This window comes from Neisseria subflava, assembly GCF_005221305.1.
GTDB classification, from domain to species: Bacteria; Pseudomonadota; Gammaproteobacteria; order Burkholderiales; family Neisseriaceae; genus Neisseria; species Neisseria subflava.
In genome coordinates, this window is sequence record NZ_CP039887.1 from 1,414,912 (window position 1) to 1,434,883 (window position 19,972).

Sequence of the window (19,972 nt, forward strand, 5' to 3'; positions counted from 1 at the left end):
AGGGCGGTATTATCCCCCAGTTTCGCATTTTTGGCAGTAGGTTTTTGCAAATATTGTTAACAATTTTATTGTAAAAGGCCGTCTGAAACTTGGTTTCAGACGGCCTTTTGCTTTTGCCTATTTAAATCCCATTTTCTTTGCTACCCATACTGCGCCTACCATGCCTGTGCATAATGGCATGAGTAAGGCAACGGGGGCGTAGGTTAGCTCCAAAATAAAGGCTATGGCGGTCAGGGGCATTTTGAGGGAAACACCGAGGAAAACGGCGGCGCCGACAATGGCCGCGCTTTCAGAGGACATTTCAGGAAAAACACTGTTCCACGCGGCGGCAGCGGCAAAGGCGATGGTACTACCGAGCATCATGGACGGGGTAATCAGGCCGCCGTATGCGCCTGCCGCCAGCGCCATTAAGACAACCAGCCATTTGACGGCGGTCAGCTCAAGGCTGTGTTGCCAGTCGGTCAAGCCGCCAAAGGTCAGTTGGTTGCCTGCTTTGCCGTTGCCCAAAATTTCGGGAAACCAAATGGAAATTACGCCGATGAGTGCAAACATACAGACAGCCAAGGGAATGATTTTGACATTGTCGCGTTTAATGAGGGGAAACTTTTGGGCGGTACGCTGGAAAAAGACGGCGGTTGCGCCCAGTATCGGGCCGATGATGGCGGAAAACCAAAGTAATGAGGTGTTGATGGAAAGGTTGGTCGGATGATATTGCTGCACGTCGCCCAAACCGATGCGCGCGACGGCGGTGGCGATGACTGAAGTCAGCAATGCGGCGGCGACGGCTTGCTGCGTCCACAAGCCCAGCATGACTTCGAGGATGAAAAGTGTGGACGCGAGCGGTACGTTATACACAGCCGCCAAACCTGCACCCGAAGCGCAGGCAATAACCAGCCTTGCATCATCTTCGCTCAACCCGAAACGGTTGACACCGACTGAAGCAAAGGCGGCGGTCATTTCGCGCGGTGCAACTTCACGGCCGAGCGGCGAGCCAAGCCCGACGGTAATGATTTGCAACAGGGCATGGCTGACGGTTTCAAACAACGGAAAGCCGGCAAGCGGATTTTTAACCACGGCTTTAATGCTCGGTTGCGGCCTGCCGTAGCGTTTGAGCAAGCACCACCCCAAACCGACCACCACGCCGCAAAAGGTCATCACGCCGATACGCCGCGCAGGACTTGCCTGCGATACGCCCTCGCGGAATGAAACGTATAGGCCGTCTGAACCATAACCATAGGCAAGATGTTGAATCGTATGCATGATTTCAGTTAATACAATGCCGACCATGCCGCCGATAATGCCGGTAATGATGAGTGCGGCCCAAAGTTTATGCGTTTCTTTCACGGAATTTGACTTGAGGTAGTAATGGTTTGATAAAAGCGCTTTTTAAGAGAACTATTGTCCGCCTAAGGGATAATTTTTGGGGGCGACGTGGGTTTTGCCGTTATAAGGGAAAATATATTTTTGATTTTTATAATTTTTCTTTCCTGATACGCCGCTGAGTTTTGCAGTCAACGCCCATACGCCGGATACGGCAGGACGGCTTTTGTCAAAAGCGATTTTGGCTTCCAGACTGGTATATCTGTCTTTGCAGTTTCGTTTTTCACGCCCTTTATATTCATCGCAATTGCCGTAATATGCGCCGTTATCGTTACCGTTGATAATTAAGCTTTTACGGACACGGTTGCTATTATCGGTAAACAGGAAATTTTCTCCGGTTGTCGTTTCACCCTGACCTGTATAACCTGATTCGACAGTGTAGCCCCAGTTTTGCTCACCCATCTGGACAAACCGCCAATCCTTATTCTCCGGCACATCCCCCCATGCGCCAATTTCATCGCTTCCATGTTGTTTGATTGCCCACTTACCGTCTGCTTTCTCCAAAATAAACAATTCTGCCAGACCCGAAGAAGCATGCGCGTCCTGTTTTACTTTTTGTTGCATATCGTAGGCAAAACCTGTGTACAACACATAGCGCGTGACTTTGCCGTTGCGCGTTACGGTATGGTCGGCAACAGGTTTCATGCAATACATAATATTGTCAGATGCTGTCTCACTGTCTTTCGGCGGCTCGGTAAGCTGGCATTTGTGCGCGGCAAGCGGTCGGTTGTAATACTTGGCAATGACGGCCTGTACGGCGGCTTTGTCGCTATCGGGTGCAGCCGACGCCAAGACAGGGCAGGCGAGCAAAAGCAGAGAGATAATGCGTTTCATAGAAATTTTCCCCAAATGTCTTATTGAAAAAAGATACTGCTTACTTCAGGCCGTCTGAAACCGTTTTCAGACGGCATTCTTGTGTTTGTTGCTGACATGCGCCAACATACCGGCGACAAAAGTGGACACAATAACGACGGTAATGCCCATCGCAGACATAGCACTTAAATGTTCGCCCAAAATTAACACCGCCATGATAACGCCAATGACAGGCTCAAGCGAAATCAGCAGACCGGAGACGTTGGCAGGGACTGTGTTCATGCCTTTGTTCCACAACAGATAGGCAAGCCAACTACAGCCAATCCCCATATACAAAATCGATAGCGTACCGCCCCATGACCAGTTGATTTGATAGCTGTCTGCCAACACCAGCGAAAACGGCAGACACAACACCGCCGCCACCGCCATGGAAGCTGCGGTAAATGCGGGCGCACCGATACGGGCAATCATCTGCTGGCTCGGACGTATCACGCCTGCAAAACCCAATCCCGCAAGCAAAATCAACAGACAGCCGAACCAGTCAATCGTACCGCCCTCTTCTGCACCGCCCATTACCATCATGCCCACGCCGGCAAACGCCACCGCGCAGCAAATCCAGTGGTAAAGTTTGGCTTTGTCGTTGAAGAAGAAATGACCGACAAAGACCACCAGTAAAGGCTCCAACCCCACCATGGTAACCGCGCTGGCAGCGGATGTATATTTCAAACCGATAAACTGGAGCATCAAAACGACAACGTAGTTGACAAAGGAAATCCACAACAACGGCTTCCATTCGCTCCGCGGAATCCTACCTAAATGACGGCGGCACGACGGCAGCACCATCAACGCGGCAATCAACAGCCGCGCCTCAACCATCAGCGTCGGGTCGAGCATCTCGTAGGAATACTTGGCAGCGATAAACGAGCTGCCCCAGATTAACAGTGCGAGTATTTGGTAAAGCATGGTTCAACTCATGGTAAAAAATTAATCGTTTCTTCTCTGGCTTTCAGACGGCCTGAAGCCTTTTCAAGCTGTTTTTATTTTGATTGTGTCAGCAAATCCAAAAATATCTAACTAATGGATAAATGACATGGCCGGTTCTTTCATTATAGGCAGGCAGAAATGTCCGTCCTATCCTCCCTATTACAACAAACCATGCTGCTGCAGCTTTTTGCGCAAGGTATTGCGGTTTAACCCCAAAATAACCGCCGCTTTAGATTGGTTGCCGCCGCATTGTTCCATCACGCAAATCAGCATCGGTTTTTCGACTTGGTGCAACACCATATCGTACACGCCGCAAGGTTCCGTACCATCCAAGTCTTTGAAGTATTGTCGTAAGTTTTGTTCAATACATTGCGCAATGTCAGTCGTCGTTTGATTCATCGTGATGTCTTTCTTTGGATTTGTTTTTAAATGATAAGGCCGTCTGAAACTCTTTAGCCTTCCCGATAGTGGCATACCCAACGGTCGGTTTTCTCTAAAAGCGTCTCAAGATAGGCGGCAAGGGTGTCGTATTGTGCCGCGGCGCTATCCAAGCGGTTGATTTCCCCGCATGTTTGTTCGCCGTCGGGCATTTCATCGATATACCAGCCGATGTGTTTGCGGGCGATGCGCACGCCGGCAATTTCGCCATAAAATTCATGCATGGCGCGGATGTGGTTCAAAATGGTGGCGTTGCATTCTGCCAAGCTCAAGGCCGGCGGTAAAACGCCGTGTTCGGCGTAATGTTTTAAATCACGGAAAAGCCACGGCCTGCCTTGTGCGCCGCGCCCTATCATGATGCCGTCGGCAACGGTTTGTTTGAGGACGGCGGCGGCTTTTTGCGGCGAAGTAATATCGCCGTTGACCCAAACGGGAATGTTCAGACGGCCTTTGGTTTCGGCAATCAGTTCGTAACGCGCTTCGCCTTTGTACATCTGCGTGCGCGTGCGTCCGTGGATGGCAAGGGCTGCAATGCCTGATTCTTCGGCAATTTTGGCGATGGTCGGCAAGTTTTGATGTTCGTCGTGCCAGCCCAAACGGGTTTTGAGGGTAACGGGTACGTCCACCGCGTTGACAACGGCTTCCAAGATTTCGGCAACTAAAGGCTCGTTTTGCATCAACGCACTGCCTGCCTGCACGTTGCAGACTTTTTTGGCCGGGCAGCCCATATTGATGTCAATCACCTGCGCACCTAAGCCGATGTTGTAACGTGCGGCTTCTGCCATCTGCTGCGGATCGCTGCCGGCAATCTGCACGGCCACAACTCCACCCTCGCCTTCAAAATCGCTGCGGCGCAAGGTTTTTTTGGTATGGCGCAAGCTCGGATCGCTGGTCAGCATTTCGCATACCGCCCACCCTGCGCCAAACTCGCGGCAAATCCGGCGGAACGGTTTGTCCGTAATGCCTGCCATAGGGGCAAGTGCGATGGGGTTGTCAATGAAATAGCCGCCGATGTGCATGATGTGTGCGCCAAGTTGAAAGGGCTGAAATTGTACAATTCTTAAGCAATTTTTCCAATCGTATTTACATGTTGCACAATGAAAAAGGCCGTCTGGAACTGAGTTTCAGACGGCCTTTTCAGCCACAATATTTAAATAAACAGCATAACAACCATCTGCACTGCGGCCTGAATCATGGCGATAATCGGCCAAATCAGTTTGGCCAGCAGGCCGGTAAACAACAGGATCAGGATAATCCATGTGCCGTATGGCTCGATTTTACGGAACTGCATGGACTGTTTGGCGTTGAGAAAGGTATCGATAAAAATACCGCCGTCCCAAGGCAAAATCGGAATCAGGCTGAACGCGACCCAAATCGAGTTCACCATCACGCCGTAACCAGCCATCTGCACCAATGGCGCTTGATAAGACTCAGGCACATACGCGGAAAATACGACGACAAAGCCCCAAAAGAACGCCAAAATCAGATTGGCAATCGGACCTGAAATCGACACCCAACGCCACGCACGGCGCGGATCGCGGAAATTGCGCGAATCGATGGGCATAGGACGCGCCCAGCCGAACAGAAAACTGCCTATCATCAGACACACCAGCGGCACGACAATCGTACCGACAGGATCGATATGCGGCAGCGGATTGAGGGTCAAACGCCCAAACTGCTCGCCGGTATGGTCGCCCCAATACCGCGCCGTATAACCGCGTGCCACTTCGCGCACGGTAATGGCCAACAACACGGGCAATACTGCCAGCAGAAATACGCCTAAATCAAAATTTGCAAACATGGTTTTCCTTATCAAACATGCCGTCTGAAAACAGAAAATATCCTTTCAGACGGCCTGAGGCTTTAATCGTCTTCTTTTTTATTCGAACTGAAAAACTCTTTCAGCTCTTTCCAAGTAATGCCCTTACCTTGCGGATTCAATTTGAAGACTGGTTTGCCGTAATTGCTGTACACACTGTCGCCGATAATATTAATGGCCTTATGTGTGCCGTTGATTTGCATATACATGCGGGAAGCCAACATGCGGCCTTTGCGGTCGAGATAATAGTCGACAACAAGATTGTTACCGAATATCCGCTGGAAGCTAAGTGGCTGGTTATCACTTATGTTGACAGACATACTGAAAAATTCCCGCGCATTTTTATAATCTTCTTCTGTTGACCCTGGTTGAGGCGTTTTCTGTAATTTCGACAATTCTTCATCAAAAGCCTTAGCCATTGCCTTCATTACGACAGAATCATACTCCGGTTTCATGACATGACGTACACGATAGCGTGCATGGTTTGCCTTACCAAAGGCATCCATTTCTTTAAATACATATGCATCGGCAGGCATAGCCTTATTGGCACTCAAAAAAGCACGTACTCCCGCCTCTGCAATATGATCAAAAGGCATGTGTTTCGAATCACCGATTTCTTTCAAACTCACTTTTAAAGGTTCTTTAATCAAACGTTTGCCGATTTTCTCATCAGTGTACACATTAACAATGGCAGACACGCTGGCAGGCAGATCAACATAAATTTCCCATTTTTCCGCATCTAACTTCATAGGAAGTTTGATACTAAGTTTTTCATTGTGGTTGTTGATGACCAATTCAGGAATCATCTCAAATTGACGCGTTGACAAATCAACTGCCGACTCATAATTCAGATGAACCCCTTCCATGTAACTGGATATGGCAGGATATTTATCCAGATAATCAACGGCAACTTGTGCGATATTGCCATCCGGCAAGGCATCAAGCATTGCATTGCGGAACTCAGCCTCTTCTCGTTCAGAAAACTCCTGCTTCAAAGCAGCGTCGTCTTCTTGAGCAACCTTCATAGAGGATGCCGCCTCCCCCTCTTTGGCTTTGGCATCCTTTGCTTTCGCTTCGGCTTTCTTTTCCACCTTTTCATCTGCCAATACAGCTTCAGCCAATGGGCTGATATATATTCGAGAGCTGCCTGTGATGTTAAAGCTGCGGTCTTCTTTTAAAATACGGTCATTGGAAATCGACATTACCTCGTGTGCGGTTTTGTGATCTAAATTACTGCACGCGCTCAAACCAAATACCGCAGCAATGGCCAAACCAATTATCTTATTCATTTTGCCCAACCTTTTTGATTAAATGATTCCGTTAGTACAATTTAACACAAGGCAACGATTCCATAAAGGCTTCAAACGGCATGATTCATTGCTGCTCGCTATCATACCTAATTCAATCGCCCTATCTATTCCAAGCCTAAAGGCCGTCTGAAACTTTAAATCCAGTTTCAAACGGCCTTTGATTTCCTATTTAAAATGCCTCAGCTGTTTTACAGGCTGTAATACATTTCAAATTCCAGCGGATGCGGCGCCATGCGGATACGGCGGACATCTTCCTCTTTAAAGGCAATGTAGCTGTCGATCCAGTCTTTGCTGAACACGCCGCCGCGCAGGAGGAATTCGTGGTCGGCTTTGAGGGCGGCCAGTGCTTCTTCCAAAGAAGCGCAAACGGTAGGCACCAATGCATCTTCTTCCGGAGGCAGGTCGTACAGGTTTTTATCGGCAGGGTCGCCCGGATGGATTTTGTTTTGAATACCGTCCAAACCGGCCATCAACAAAGCGGCAAATGCCAAGTATGGGTTGGCGGTCGGATCAGGGAAACGCGCTTCGATACGGCGTGCTTTGCTGCTGTTCACAGACGGAATGCGGATGGAAGCGGAACGGTTTTTGGCGGAATATGCCAGTTTGGTCGGCGCTTCAAAGTGCGGCACGAGGCGTTTGTAGGAGTTGGTGGACGGATTGGTAATCGCGTTCAGTGCTTTGGCATGTTTGATGATGCCGCCGATGTAATAAAGGGCGGTATCGGACAAACCGGCATAGCCGTCGCCTGAGAACAGGTTTTGACCGTCTTTCCAAATGGATTGGTGAACGTGCATACCGCTGCCGTTGTCGCCCATGATGGGTTTAGGCATGAAGGTGGCGGTTTTACCGAAGTTGTGGGCAACGTTTTGAATCACATATTTCATGTCTTGGGTTTGGTCGGCACGTTTAACCAAAGTGGCGAAACGGGTACCGATTTCCATTTGGCTGCCGGTACCGACTTCGGCGTGATGGACTTCCACTTCGATGCCGAGTTCTTCCAAAACATTGACCATGGCAGAACGCAGGTCTTGGCCGCAGTCAATCGGCGCAACAGGTGCGTAACCGCCTTTGACGGTCGGACGGTGGCCGGTGTTTTGACCGTCCATGTGCAGGCCGCTTGACCATGCACCGCTTTCGGAAGTGATTTCGTAACGGGTTTTGTGCATATCGGTTTCAAATTCTACGCCGTCAAAAACGAAGAATTCAGGCTCGGGACCGAAATAGGCGGTGTCGCCGATACCGGAAGATTTCAAGTAAGCTTCGGCGCGACGTGCGATAGAGCGAGGATCGCGGTCATAGCCTTGGCCGTCGGCCGGATCGATGACATCGCAGGTAAAGACAACGGTGGTATCGTCGTAGAAAGGATCGACGAAGGCTGTAGACGCATCGGGACGCAACTGCATATCTGAAGCCTGAATACCTTTCCAACCGCCGATGGACGAACCGTCAAACGCTTGACCGTTTTCGAACCATTCTTCGGGATCGTCGAGGACGATGCGGGTGGGGATGGTAAAGTGGTGCTGCTTGCCTTTGGTATCGGTAAAGCGCAAATCTACGAAGCGGGCTTCGCTTTCTTCAATCAGTTTTACAGCGTCTTTGATGGACATCTTCAGCTCCTGAGGGAATGGGTTTAAGTTGTTATTCTACCACGGTAAGGCCGTCTGAAATACATCAGGGCACCCGTTTTTACGCAATGAAATATAGTTTCAGACTGTTTAATTGTCAACAATTTTACATTACGCTTTCTTAACATAAAGACCGCTATAATAAGCACTCTTTTCTTTTGTTTTTTCAGACCCGTTTTATGAACAACACTCCGCGTTACGCCGTTTTCGGTAATCCCGTCGCACACAGCAAATCGCCGCAAATCCATCAGCAGTTTGCGCTGCAGGAAGGCGTGGCCATCACATATGGGCGCATTTGTGCCGAAATCGGCGGTTTTGCCGAGGCTGTTGCGGCGTTTCGTGCCGAGGGCGGGCAAGGTGCGAATGTAACCGTTCCGTTCAAGCAGGAAGCTTTTGCGCTGGCGGACGAGCATTCCGACCGCGCTTTGGCTGCCGGCGCGGTCAATACGCTGGTGTGGTTGGAAGACGGCAGAATACGCGGCGACAACACCGACGGTATCGGTTTGGCCAACGACATCACGCAGGTCAAAAACATTGCCATCGAAGGCAAAACCATTTTGCTTTTGGGCGCAGGCGGCGCGGTGCGCGGCGTGATTCCAGTTTTGAAAGAACACCGCCCTGCCCGTATCGTCATTACCAACCGTACCCACGCCAAAGCCGAGGAATTGGCGCAGCTTTTCGGCATTGAAGCCGTCCCGATGGCGGATTTGAACGGCGGTTTTGATATCATCATCAACGGCACGTCCGGCGGCTTGAGCGGTCAGCTTCCTGCCGTCAGCCCTGAAATTTTCCGCAACTGCCGCCTTGCCTACGATATGGTTTACAGCGAAGCGGCACAGGCGTTTTTGAACTTTGCCCAAAGTAATGGCGCGGCCGAAGTTTCAGACGGCCTGGGCATGCTGGTCGGTCAGGCTGCCGCCTCCTACCATATTTGGCGCGGATTTACACCCGATATCCGCCCCGTTATCGAATACATGAAAGCCCTGTAACCATGTTCCGCATCATCAAATGGCTGATTGCCCTGCCCATCGGCATCTTCATTTTCTTCAACGCTTATGTGTACGGCAACATCATTACCTACCGCGCCGTCGCGCCCAGCAAAACCGCCTTCATGTCCATGCGCATGAGCCAGTTTGCAAAAGAAGGCCGCGATGTCGAGCTGGATTACCGCTGGGTGCCTTACGACCAAATTTCCGTCAACCTCAAAAAAGCCCTGATTGCTTCCGAAGACGCCAACTTTGCCGAACACAGCGGCTTTGACTGGAACGGCATCAAATACGCCATGAAACGCAATAAACAAAGCGGCGAAGTCAAAGCCGGCGGTTCGACCATCAGCCAGCAACTGGCGAAAAACCTGTTTCTCAACGAAAGCCGCAGCTACATCCGCAAAGGCGAAGAAGCGGCGATTACGGCGATGATGGAAGCGGTTACCGACAAAGACCGCATTTTTGAGCTGTATCTGAACTCAATCGAATGGCACTACGGCGTATTCGGCGCGGAAGCGGCATCCCAGTATTTCTACAAAAAACCTGCCTCCGCCCTCACCCGCCAACAAGCCGCCAAGCTTACGGCACGCGTTCCTGCTCCGCTGTTTTACGCAGACCACCCTAAGAGCAAACGGATGCACAACAAAACCAATATCATCCTGCGCCGCATGGGTTCGGCAGAATTACCTGAAAGCGATATGGATTAATTTAAAAGGCCGTCTGAACATTTCAGACGGCCTTTGTTTTTTTAGGCTTTCTCTTCCGGCTCCGGTACGTCAAACACTTGGCGCAGGTAAGCGAGGAAGGTGTTGTTGGTGGTCATGGTTTTGCCCGGGGAGTCGGAGAGCTTGGCGACGGATTGGCCGTTACACTCGACAAGTTTCAAAACAATGTTTAAAGGTGTGTGTCCCAAGTCGTTGGTCAGGTTGGTACCGATACCGAAACTGGTTTTGAAACGGTCTTTGAAGTATTGGTGCAACGCCCATGAACGCTCAATATCGAGGCCGTCTGAAAAGGTCAGCATTTTGGTGCGGCTGTCGATTTTGAGTTTTTTGTAATGCTCGTAGGCTTTATCGCCCCAAACATAAGGATCGCCGCTATCGTGGCGCAGGCCGTCGAAGAGTTTGGCGAAGTACAGGTCGAAGTCGCGCAAGAAGGCATCCATGCCGACCACGTCGGTCAGGGCGATACCGAGGTCGCCGCGGTATTCGTGTACCCAGCTTTCCAGCGCGGCTTTTTGGAAATTGCGCAAACGTACGTCCAAGGCTTGGAAGGCTTGGAGGAACTCGTGCGCCATGGTGCCGATGGGTGTGATGCCGAGTTTTTTGGCCAGATAAACGTTGCTGGTACCACGCACGATATCGGGAGCAGCTTCCAGCAAGGTGCGGATAACGTGTTCCTGCCATGCGAGGGTGTAGCGACGGCGCGTGCCGAAATCGGAAATAAGAAACGGCGGATCATTTGGATTTTGTGTAGCCGCAATTTCTTTTAGCTGTTGCGCTTTGGCCTGCAAACGGCGCTCGCCTTCTTCGATGACGGCAGGCGTTTCCAAGCGGCGGAAATAGAGTTCGTTGACGATGGCAAGAATGAAAATCTCGAAGAACATCGCCTGTATCATCGGGCCTTCGATGCGGATGTTCAGACGGCCTTGATCGTCAGGACTGACTTGAACGAAGCGGCGTTGGAGTTGGAAAAGTTCGAGATAATCGACAAAGTCGCTTTTGATAAAGCGCAGGCTGCGCAGATAGTCGAGTTCGTCATGGGTAAAGCGCAGCTGGCACAGGGAGTCAAGTTCGCGTTCCAAGTCTTCTTGAATATCGGCCAGCGGATACACCATCTCTTTGTTGCGGCAACGGAATTCGTAGAGGCTGTGGGTTTGCGGGAATTGGTGCAACACGACTTGCAGCATGGTGAATTTGTACAGGTCGGTATCAAGCAGGGATTGGATAATGGGCTGATAAGCAGACATAAGTTTTCTCTGAGTAAACGTGGGCTTGATGAGGGTATCGATTTTAATAGGAAAGGCCGTCTGAAAGAAACCTTATTCAGACGGCCTTTATCTTATTTAATCCAACTGCGCTACGGAAACCGGCAAAGAGCGGATGGCAGACAACATCGTGCTGGCATCTTTTTGCTGTTTGCGGAACGCGGCCATATTGGTCGGGGTCAATTTCGGCGTCGGCAGAGCGACGGTAGTCGGATTGACCGGCTGGCCGTTGACGCGTGCTTCGTAGTGCAGGTGTGGGCCGGTCGAACGGCCGGTTGTACCCACAAAACCAATCACTTCGCCGGCACGGACTCTGCCGTCGGCAGGGCTGAACGCGCTCATGTGGCCGTACAGGGTTTCCACACCGTTGGCATGGCGGATCATCACGGTATTGCCGTAGCCGCCTTTCCAACCTTTGAAAATCACTTCACCGTCGGCAGCGGCCTTAATCGGCGTACCGGTCGGCGCAGCATAGTCGATACCGGTGTGCATACGGACGGTATGCAGGACTGGGTGGACACGGTAGCCGAACGGGGAAGAAATGCGCGTGTACGCAACAGGCTCGGTATTAAAGCCTTCTTTTTGTTGCAGGGACTTACCGTTTTGGTCGTAGTAGCTACCGCTTTCTTCGTCGCCTTTGCCTTGGCTGTAATAATAGGCTTGGTAGGTTTTGCCGTCTTTAACCACTTCAGCCGCCAAAATATCGCCGACCGCCATTTGCTGGCCGCGGAAATACATGCTGTTGTACAAAAGACGCACGGTATCGCCTTCGCCCAAGTCGCTCATATTGAATGAATCGGCAAAGATTTCTTTGAGCTGGATATACACCTCGGAAGGGATTTCAGCACGGAGCATATCGCCGATGGCGGATGTGCGGATTTGCACGGAACGCAGGGTCGGCATGGTTTTCATGTCGATTTCAGCATTGGAAATGCGCCATTTGCCTTTGACTTTTTCCAAAGCCACCAAGTTGCGTTCCAATTCTTCATCGGTAAAGAATTGAACGTCGGTCACTTGGCCTGAAGAGTCGATGCGGATATTGACGGATTGGTTGGTCCGCAGGTTTTTCATGTCGAGGTTGGCATTGTTTTTCGCCATGATTTGCTTGATGTCTTCTTGGTTGACACCCATGCGCGTCAAAACGTCTGCCAAAGAGTCGCCGGCTTGGACAACTTCTTGCACCCAATAGCTGGATTGATAGGTATTGGTTTCCACATAAACGGCAGGCAGCTCTTCGGAAATACGCTCGACTTTGAAATCGGTATGTGCTGGTTGAGGGTCGGTAATGGCGTATGCGGTCATGATGCCTGAAGCCGGCAGCAGAAACGCTAAGAGGGTTGCTTTGAATCGAGTGGAATATTTGTTTTTAATCACGCGTTATCCTTAATGGGGCGGTCTGTTTTTTTAAAGTTTGCAGAATGCCGGCACATCCGGCCTGCTGCGACCGCCTGCTGGTTTAAACAGTTTTGGGGATAAAGGACTTTGAGTCTTTTTTCCGATCTGAAAATCAGGTTTTCATTCGGAATGAATGAGGTCGTGTTTGAGATTGACGTTATTATCAGGGCTATTGTGTTGATTTACACCCTGTTTTTCTGAAATTTACGCCACGCATTCTAGCATGACAGCCCGTTTTTTCCAAACCGGCCGTCTGAACGGCTCTTTTTCAGGGTGTAAAGGCAAGGTTCCGAAACACATCATTTGTCGCGTAAAATAACGGTTTTCCTATCTATTTGCGCTTATGAAGCTGACCCTCGCCCTCCCCTCGCTCAACCGTTTTGCCGACGAATCCGTTCCTGCGTTTGCCTTACCTGCTTTTAACCGTCTTTTGCGTTACGGCATATTACGCAAAGAAACACTCAGGCCGTCTGAATTTTACGGCCGCCATTTGTGGAGCGGCAGCCTCATTACCCAAGTGCAACGTTTACGCCACACAAGCCCAAACCGCACAGCCGCTTTTGCCTCTCCGGTTTGGCAACAGATGGGCATGCACCATGTCAACATTATCAGCGGCGAGTTTATCGGCATCCAAAAAGAGGAGGCGCAACGGTTATGTGCGGATTTGTCGGCGTTTTATCAAGCTAAAGATTGGCAATTCGAGCCGCTTTGCGAAAGTATGTGGCTGCTCAGTATGCCGAAGATTGAAGATTGGGGCGCAGAATGTGTTTTGGATGTGTGCGGGCAGCCGGAAATGGACGGTCAGGCGCACGGCAAGGATGCGGTGTCTTGGTTGGCCATGCAGACGGAAATCCAAATGTTTCTCCACACGCATCCGATTAACCAAGCGCGTGAACAACAAGGATTGCCGGAAATCAACGGTTTGTGGCTGTGGAATGATGCGGACGGTACACAGTCTGCGGATATCGTCGCTTCAGACAGCGCATGGGCGCGTTTTTCGGATACGCCCAAACTCGATGCGCCGTATGATTTGAAGGCTTGGTTTGAGATGGTTCAAGAAACAGGCAATGCGGTTTCAGACGGCCTTATCTTTTTGGACGACTTGGTTTCCACCTTACAGACAGGCGATGTTTGGGCATACAAAGATATTTTGGAAAGCTGGGAAACCCGTTGGTTTGCGCCTTTATGGGACGCACTCGCTTCAGGCCGTCTGAAAACCGTGTGCATTGCTACAGACGGCGAAAACGGCGGCACGCTGGAAATCGGCCGCCGTTCCAAATGGGCATTTTGGCGCAAAGCTAAAACGTTTAATGGATCGTGGTAAGCGGTGTTAAGCCTCCAATGCCTCCAATTTGGCAGAAATTTTGTCCCATACATCCTGCAACGGAATCGCTTTCAACAGACGTGTCGGATCGTTGGTGTCGATACTATCAGGGTGAGGCAGTTCGGCATAATCGCCGGCATAAATGACTTCCGCCTGCTCGGAATACGGACGCCATTTATCCACCCATGACGCGCCAAACAAAGCGATTTGCGGTTTATCCAAAGCTGCGGCGATGTGCATCGGTGCGGAATCGACACCGACAAACAGCTTGGCGCCCTCAATGGCCGCGGCCAATTCACGCAGACTCAAGCATCCGGACAGCACATATACTTTTCTGCCTTCCGGAATATTCAGACGGCCTATAATTTCCTGAAGCATGTATTGCTCGACAGTGTTGTGAGAAGCAGTCAATACGACATTCTGTCCGCTGTTGAGCAGAAGCTGTACGATAGCGGCGTTTTTGCCGTCTTCCCAACATTTGAAATGCCAACGCGCACCCGGGTGCAGCAACACATAATCTTCGCCGCTCCAACCCTGCTCACGCAATTTCTGCCGCATGCTTTCCCTTGCATCTTGTGCCACCCAAAGGCGTACCTTCGCATCGGCCACGTCTTCCGGCTGGATAAGCGGCGCGAGGATATTCAACTGGTTTTCAACGATATGATGGCTGGTATCAAGCTCATGGTTGATAAAATCATGACAGAAACGCCACCAGAAACCGTCGCGCTTGATGCAGTCCAAACCCACGCTGCAACGGGCGCACAGTTTGGCGATTATTGCCGCGCGCCATTGGTCGGACAGGTTGAAAGCCCAGTCATAATCGCGCACCTTTAGCTTAGACAAAAGATTTTTCTCACACGCCAACTGCTTGAGTACACCCAGCTTCTTCCAATTTCGATCAATGGTAAAAATCTGCGCAATCTGCGGATTATCGGCAATCAGCTGCCCCGTACCGGCATACACCAGCATATCGATTTCGCAATCGGGGAAACGGGTTTTCAGCGCATCGACCACCGGCGTGCTCAAAAGCACATCGCTATGATGGCGCAATTTGATGATCAGAATACGTTTGGGTTGGGCTAAAGACATACAAATACTTTCAGACGGCCTGTTGATTGGCTGCTATTGTAAAGCGGAAAACAGGTTTCATAAAATACAAAACAGGCCGTCTGAAACCTATCTTGCTGATTCATCGCTATAAAATCCGCACAAGCCATGCAATTTATATTACAATCCGCACCCCGTGGTTCGAAAACCTCCCACATTAAAAAACTAAGGAAACCTCATGTCCCGCAACAACGAAGAGCTGCAAGGCATCTCCCTTTTGGGCAACCAGAAAACCCAATACCCGAGCGAATACGCGCCTGAAATTTTGGAAGCGTTCGACAACAAACATCCCGACAACGACTATTTCGTCAAATTCGTCTGCCCCGAGTTCACCAGCCTCTGCCCGATGACCGGCCAGCCCGACTTTGCCACCATCTACATCCGCTACATCCCCCATATCAAAATGGTGGAAAGCAAATCCCTGAAACTCTATCTCTTCAGCTTCCGCAACCACGGCGACTTCCATGAAGACTGCGTCAACATCATCATGAAAGACCTCATCGCCCTGATGGATCCGAAATACATCGAAGTATTCGGCGAATTCACACCGCGCGGCGGCATCGCCATTCACCCGTTTGCCAACTACGGCAAAGCAGGCACAGAGTTTGAAGCTTTGGCACGCAAACGCCTGTTTGAGCACGATGCACAATAATCCTATTCAGACGGCCTAACGCCCTTTTCATTGCAAGACTTTCTCTATTGCACGGTCTCGCAAGGCCTCATGCCGTCTGAAAAACTCCGAAAGATTTCCATGTACGAATTTACCGCCGCACAGCAGAAGAAAGCGCTCTTCTGGCTGGTGCTTTTCCATATTTTTATTATTGCCGCCAGCAACTATCTGGTGCAGTTCCCCTTTCAAATTTTCGGTATCTTTACCACTTGGGGCGCATTTTCCTTTCCCTTTATCTTCCTCGCTACCGACCTGACCGTGCGCATTTTCGGCGCACCGTTGGCGAGACGGATTATTTTTTGGGTGATGTTCCCTGCCCTGCTGCTCTCTTACGTCTTCTCCGTCCTCTTTCATGAGGGCAACTGGACAGGCTGGGCATCTTTAACTGAATTTAACACCTTCGTCGGCCGTATCGCATTGGCCAGCTTTTCCGCCTATGCGCTCGGGCAAATCCTCGATATTTTTGTGTTCAACAGATTACGCCGTCTGAAATCATGGTGGATTGCCCCTACTGCTTCCACCGTTGTCGGCAACGCTTTGGACACGCTGGTGTTTTTCGCCGTTGCCTTTTATGCGAGCAACGATGAATTTATGGCGGCAAACTGGCAGGGCATCGCATTTGTCGATTATCTGTTCAAACTCGCCATCTGCACCCTCTTCTTCCTGCCTGCCTACGGCATCGTATTGAGCATCTTGACCAAAAAGCTGACTTCCTTAAACGTCCGTCAAGAAATGCCCGAATCAGTTTTAGCCAAATAAGCAGTAGATAAAAAACAAGGCCGTCTGAAACTTTAATCGTTCAGACGGCCTTTTATGTTTTAAACAATTAACCGGTCAATTGTTTGGTAATCAGTTTTTTCAGCGGTGGGAAGTTATTACTTGCACGCAATACCAAACCGCGCAGCAGTTTCGCCGGAGCAGTTTCATTGGTAAAGAGTTTCAGCAGCATATTAGTGCCGTGGTAAATCGGATGGGCATGGAACATATGCTTGGTGCTGTATTTTTCCAGCAGACTCTTCGCACCAATATCCTGACCGCGTTGCTCGGCTTCGAGCACCAATTTAGCCAAAAGATCGGCACTTGCCAGACCCAAGTTGAAACCGTGCGCAGTAACCGGATGCATACCGACTGCGGCATCGCCGATTAATGCGCTGCGTTTGCCATAGAAACGTTGGGCAATCATACCGACCAAAGGATAATTGTGAATAGTGCTGACCAATTCCATATCGCCCAAACGGCCTTTGAGTTGCTCTTTCACGCTGGCTGCCAATTCTTCCGGCGACATGTTTTTAATCGTTTCGGCTTTATCGCTGTCCACCGTAATCACGGTATTGGTCAAGTGTTCTTCCAAAGGCAGTAACGCAATGGTGCGGCCGTAGTGGAAGCATTCATATGCGGTATGCAGGTTGGACAGAGTATGCTTCATGCGGCACACAAACATGGTGCGGCTGTAATCGTGCATATCTGAAGAAATGCCCAGTTGACGGCGCGTTTGCGAGAAGCGACTATCGGCGGCCAACAACAGACGGCCGGTCAATACTTCGCCGCTTTCCAAAATAACTTGCGCCTCATTGTCAGAAGTTTTAACTTCTTTAACATTGGTGCCGGTCAGGATTTTGACGTTGTCCAATTTGGACACGACTTCATAAGCGGCTTTGCGGATATTGTGGTTGGAGATCAAATAGCCCAAGCAGTCCGCAGGCTCGCCGCGCGCCTGAGTCGGTTGCGGGAAGTGGAGCTGGTAATCGGAATGACCGTTCAACACTTTAGCATCGCGCAAAGGATAAATTTCGTCTTTTGGAATCAAATCCCACATCCCCAATCGCTGCATGATTTCACGCGACAGATGCGTCAGTGCGATTTCACGGCCGTCATACGGCGGATTTTGCAACACTTCTAAAGGACTTCTTTCAATCAGGGTTATGTTCAAACTGCTTCCGGCCAACTCTGCGGCAAAACTTAATCCGGCAGGGCCTGCGCCGACGACGAGAATATCACTGTGTAAGCTCATGGGAGGAATTCCTTGTATTCAACTGATACGGATTTTTTCAGACGGCCTTAAGTTTACTGTGTTTAGCTACAGGAGGGTAAATCAAAGGCATTTAATAGATTGTATAGAAAGAGTCGATAGAATAAAACAAAGACTATCGATTGTAAGCACGTTTTTACTTTGACCTTAATATAAATCAAGCTTCACGACATACAGATTTTATCCAACAGACAAAATAGTCTGACAAACAAAAACCGCATTCCGAAAAGGAATGCGGCTTTCAATCGTAAAACGATTATTCTTCAGAACCGGTGTAAGGACGGATGCTGACGGTTTTACGGTTCAGCGCGCCTTTGGTTTTGAATTCAACGTAACCGTCGACTTTAGCAAACAAAGTGTGGTCTTTGCCCATGCCTACGTTGTCACCTGCGTGGAATTTAGTACCACGTTGACGAACGATGATAGAGCCTGCCGGAATCAGCTCGTTGCCGTAGGCTTTAACGCCCAAGCGTTTGGCTTCTGAATCGCGACCGTTGCGGGTGCTACCGCCTGCTTTTTTACTTGCCATTTGTAATACTCCTGAACTTACTTGAAATTAGGCGATTGCCACGATTTCGATTTGGGTGAAATTTTGGCGATGGCCTTGGCGTTTTTGGTAGTGTTTGCGACGACGCATTTTGAAAATGCGTACTTTCTCGCCACGACCATGAGCAACGACTTTAGCTGTTACTTTTGCGCCTTCGATAAAAGGTGAGCCTACTTTTACAGATTCGCCGTCAGCAATCATCAAAACTTCAGTCAGTTCGATTTGGCTGTCGAGTTCGGCTGGTATCTGTTCTACTTTCAATTTTTCGCCAACGGAAACTTTATATTGTTTACCGCCGGTTTTTACGACCGCGTACATACTCAACTCCATGAGAATTAGGTTAACTTTCCGCACACCATGTGCGAAACGAGCTATTCTATTTCTATTTGCCTGTTTTGTCAAAATTTATTTTATTTACAAGTGAAAAGGCCGTCTGAAAGATATGTTGCATGCTTTTTAACTGATATAATCACGCGCTGGATTGCTGATATCTTTAAATGCAACGTTATTACCCCGACCGAATGTACGGGTTTAAACAGATTCATTGGAGCCCCGCTCCTTTTTATCAACAGAGAATGTTTTATGCTCGAAAACCTGCCTTACTTCCAACGCCACCTGCCCGATGACCTTGCCAAAGTTAATGCGGTCATCAACCAAGCTGTTCAATCCGATGTTGCACTAATTTCGCAAATCGGCACATACATCATCAGCGCGGGCGGTAAGCGCCTGCGTCCGATTATTACCATTTTGGCAGGCAAAGCAGTCGGGCATGACGATGAAAAACTGTACTCGCTGGCAGCAATGGTGGAATTCATCCACACCTCCACCCTCCTGCACGACGATGTCGTCGATGAAAGCGAGTTGCGCCGCGGCCGTAAAACGGCAAACAACCTCTTCGGCAACGCGGCGGCTGTTTTGGTCGGCGACTTCCTATATACACGCGCTTTCCAACTGATGGTTGGTTCGGGCAGCATGCGTATTTTGGAAGTGATGGCAGACGCGACCAACATCATCGCCGAAGGCGAAGTCATGCAGCTGATGAACATCGGCAATACGGATATTACCGAAGAGCAATACGTCCAAGTTATCCAATACAAAACAGCAAAACTGTTTGAAGCGGCCGCGCAAGTCGGCGCAATTTTGGGCAAGGCTTCCCCTGAACACGAGCAAGCCTTGAAAGACTACGGCATGTATGTCGGTACGGCTTTCCAAATCATTGACGATGTATTGGACTATTCTGGCGAAACCGAAGAAATCGGCAAAAACGTCGGTGACGATTTGGCAGAAGGCAAACCTACCCTGCCATTGATTTACCTGATGAGAAACGGTTCCGAGCAGGCAGCAAACGATGTGCGCCACGCTTTGGAAAATGCCGACCGCAGTTATTTTGAAAAAATCCACGACTATGTCGTCAACTCAGACGCTTTGCCGTATTCGATTTCCGAGGCAAAAAAAGCCGTCGACAAAGCCATCGCTTCATTGAACGTGTTGCCTGACAGCGAAGTCAAAGAAGCCATGATCCAACTGGCAAAAGAATCCTTGGCCCGAGTATATTAAT

General features: G+C 49.9%; 20 protein-coding genes and 1 riboswitch. Of the genes, 6 read left to right on the forward strand and 14 right to left on the reverse strand.

Features of this window, described 5'->3' with window-relative positions:
- Positions 1-117: 117 nt before the first annotated feature.
- From FAH66_RS06825 to glnA, 8 genes are all read right to left on the reverse strand, one after another.
- Positions 118-1,287 (reverse strand): chloride channel protein, encoded by a 1,170-nt coding sequence (locus FAH66_RS06825; RefSeq protein ID WP_208648099.1) that lies wholly within the window; start codon positions 1,285-1,287, stop codon positions 118-120.
- Positions 1,288-1,395: 108 nt separating this feature from the next.
- A complete protein-coding gene (locus FAH66_RS06830; RefSeq protein WP_137041121.1) occupies positions 1,396-2,214 on the reverse strand; it encodes a hypothetical protein in 819 nt (272 codons plus the stop codon).
- Positions 2,215-2,280: 66 nt separating this feature from the next.
- Positions 2,281-3,156 (reverse strand): DMT family transporter, encoded by an 876-nt coding sequence (locus tag FAH66_RS06835; protein ID WP_137041122.1) that lies wholly within the window; start codon positions 3,154-3,156, stop codon positions 2,281-2,283.
- Positions 3,157-3,336: 180 nt separating this feature from the next.
- On the reverse strand, positions 3,337-3,576 hold the full coding sequence (locus FAH66_RS06840) for a Fis family transcriptional regulator (protein ID WP_049351145.1): 240 nt from the start codon (positions 3,574-3,576) through the stop codon (positions 3,337-3,339).
- 53 nt (positions 3,577-3,629) lie between these two features.
- Complete coding sequence (dusB, locus tag FAH66_RS06845) at positions 3,630-4,634, reverse strand: tRNA dihydrouridine synthase DusB (protein ID WP_137041123.1); 1,005 nt, start codon at positions 4,632-4,634, stop codon at positions 3,630-3,632.
- 131 nt (positions 4,635-4,765) lie between these two features.
- Positions 4,766-5,416 carry a site-2 protease family protein gene (locus FAH66_RS06850; RefSeq protein ID WP_049328871.1) on the reverse strand — a complete coding sequence of 217 codons (651 nt, stop codon included), beginning with the start codon at positions 5,414-5,416 and terminating at the stop codon, positions 4,766-4,768.
- A 62-nt stretch (positions 5,417-5,478) separates the two neighbouring features.
- Positions 5,479-6,723 carry a hypothetical protein gene (locus FAH66_RS06855; protein WP_003684274.1) on the reverse strand — a complete coding sequence of 415 codons (1,245 nt, stop codon included), beginning with the start codon at positions 6,721-6,723 and terminating at the stop codon, positions 5,479-5,481.
- Between the two features lie 209 nt (positions 6,724-6,932).
- The gene (gene glnA, locus FAH66_RS06860) at positions 6,933-8,351 is read right to left on the reverse strand and encodes a type I glutamate--ammonia ligase (protein ID WP_137041124.1); all 1,419 of its coding nucleotides are present in this window, start codon (positions 8,349-8,351) and stop codon (positions 6,933-6,935) included.
- Between the two features lie 197 nt (positions 8,352-8,548).
- On the opposite strand from glnA, the gene aroE reads away from it, so the two are divergent.
- Positions 8,549-9,358 carry a shikimate dehydrogenase gene (gene aroE, locus FAH66_RS06865; protein WP_137041125.1) on the forward strand — a complete coding sequence of 270 codons (810 nt, stop codon included), beginning with the start codon at positions 8,549-8,551 and terminating at the stop codon, positions 9,356-9,358.
- 2 nt (positions 9,359-9,360) lie between these two features.
- Entirely contained in the window at positions 9,361-10,062 is a 702-nt protein-coding gene (gene mtgA / locus FAH66_RS06870; RefSeq protein ID WP_003684244.1) for a monofunctional biosynthetic peptidoglycan transglycosylase, read from the forward strand.
- 41 nt (positions 10,063-10,103) lie between these two features.
- Here the strand turns inward: mtgA and pncB are convergent, their stop codons facing one another.
- Positions 10,104-11,324, reverse strand: a complete 1,221-nt coding sequence (gene pncB, locus FAH66_RS06875) for a nicotinate phosphoribosyltransferase (protein WP_070589398.1) — start codon at positions 11,322-11,324, stop codon at positions 10,104-10,106.
- Positions 11,325-11,420: 96 nt separating this feature from the next.
- Positions 11,421-12,716 (reverse strand): M23 family metallopeptidase, encoded by a 1,296-nt coding sequence (locus FAH66_RS06880; RefSeq protein ID WP_137041126.1) that lies wholly within the window; start codon positions 12,714-12,716, stop codon positions 11,421-11,423.
- A gap of 364 nt (positions 12,717-13,080) precedes the next feature.
- Between FAH66_RS06880 and FAH66_RS06885 the strand changes: the two genes are divergently transcribed.
- A complete protein-coding gene (locus FAH66_RS06885) occupies positions 13,081-14,061 on the forward strand; it encodes a hypothetical protein (RefSeq protein ID WP_137041127.1) in 981 nt (326 codons plus the stop codon).
- A 6-nt stretch (positions 14,062-14,067) separates the two neighbouring features.
- Here the strand turns inward: FAH66_RS06885 and rfaQ are convergent, their stop codons facing one another.
- Complete coding sequence (gene rfaQ / locus FAH66_RS06890; protein WP_137041128.1) at positions 14,068-15,150, reverse strand: putative lipopolysaccharide heptosyltransferase III; 1,083 nt, start codon at positions 15,148-15,150, stop codon at positions 14,068-14,070.
- Positions 15,151-15,298: 148 nt separating this feature from the next.
- Positions 15,299-15,343, forward strand: a riboswitch (PreQ1 riboswitch).
- Positions 15,344-15,346: 3 nt separating this feature from the next.
- Between rfaQ and queF the strand changes: the two genes are divergently transcribed.
- On the forward strand, positions 15,347-15,820 hold the full coding sequence (queF, locus tag FAH66_RS06895; protein WP_003748427.1) for a preQ(1) synthase: 474 nt from the start codon (positions 15,347-15,349) through the stop codon (positions 15,818-15,820).
- Positions 15,821-15,919: 99 nt separating this feature from the next.
- Positions 15,920-16,597: a 7-cyano-7-deazaguanine/7-aminomethyl-7-deazaguanine transporter gene (locus tag FAH66_RS06900; protein WP_137041129.1), complete on the forward strand. Its 678-nt coding sequence runs from the start codon at positions 15,920-15,922 to the stop codon at positions 16,595-16,597.
- Positions 16,598-16,664: 67 nt separating this feature from the next.
- Here the strand turns inward: FAH66_RS06900 and ubiM are convergent, their stop codons facing one another.
- From ubiM to rplU, 3 genes are all read right to left on the reverse strand, one after another.
- Positions 16,665-17,849 carry a 5-demethoxyubiquinol-8 5-hydroxylase UbiM gene (gene ubiM, locus FAH66_RS06905; protein WP_137041130.1) on the reverse strand — a complete coding sequence of 395 codons (1,185 nt, stop codon included), beginning with the start codon at positions 17,847-17,849 and terminating at the stop codon, positions 16,665-16,667.
- A gap of 274 nt (positions 17,850-18,123) precedes the next feature.
- Complete coding sequence (gene rpmA, locus FAH66_RS06910) at positions 18,124-18,396, reverse strand: 50S ribosomal protein L27 (RefSeq protein ID WP_002212328.1); 273 nt, start codon at positions 18,394-18,396, stop codon at positions 18,124-18,126.
- A 27-nt stretch (positions 18,397-18,423) separates the two neighbouring features.
- A complete protein-coding gene (rplU, locus tag FAH66_RS06915) occupies positions 18,424-18,732 on the reverse strand; it encodes a 50S ribosomal protein L21 (RefSeq protein ID WP_137041131.1) in 309 nt (102 codons plus the stop codon).
- 264 nt (positions 18,733-18,996) lie between these two features.
- Between rplU and ispB the strand changes: the two genes are divergently transcribed.
- The gene (gene ispB, locus FAH66_RS06920) at positions 18,997-19,971 is read left to right on the forward strand and encodes an octaprenyl diphosphate synthase (RefSeq protein WP_137041132.1); all 975 of its coding nucleotides are present in this window, start codon (positions 18,997-18,999) and stop codon (positions 19,969-19,971) included.
- Position 19,972: the final 1 nt, after the last annotated feature.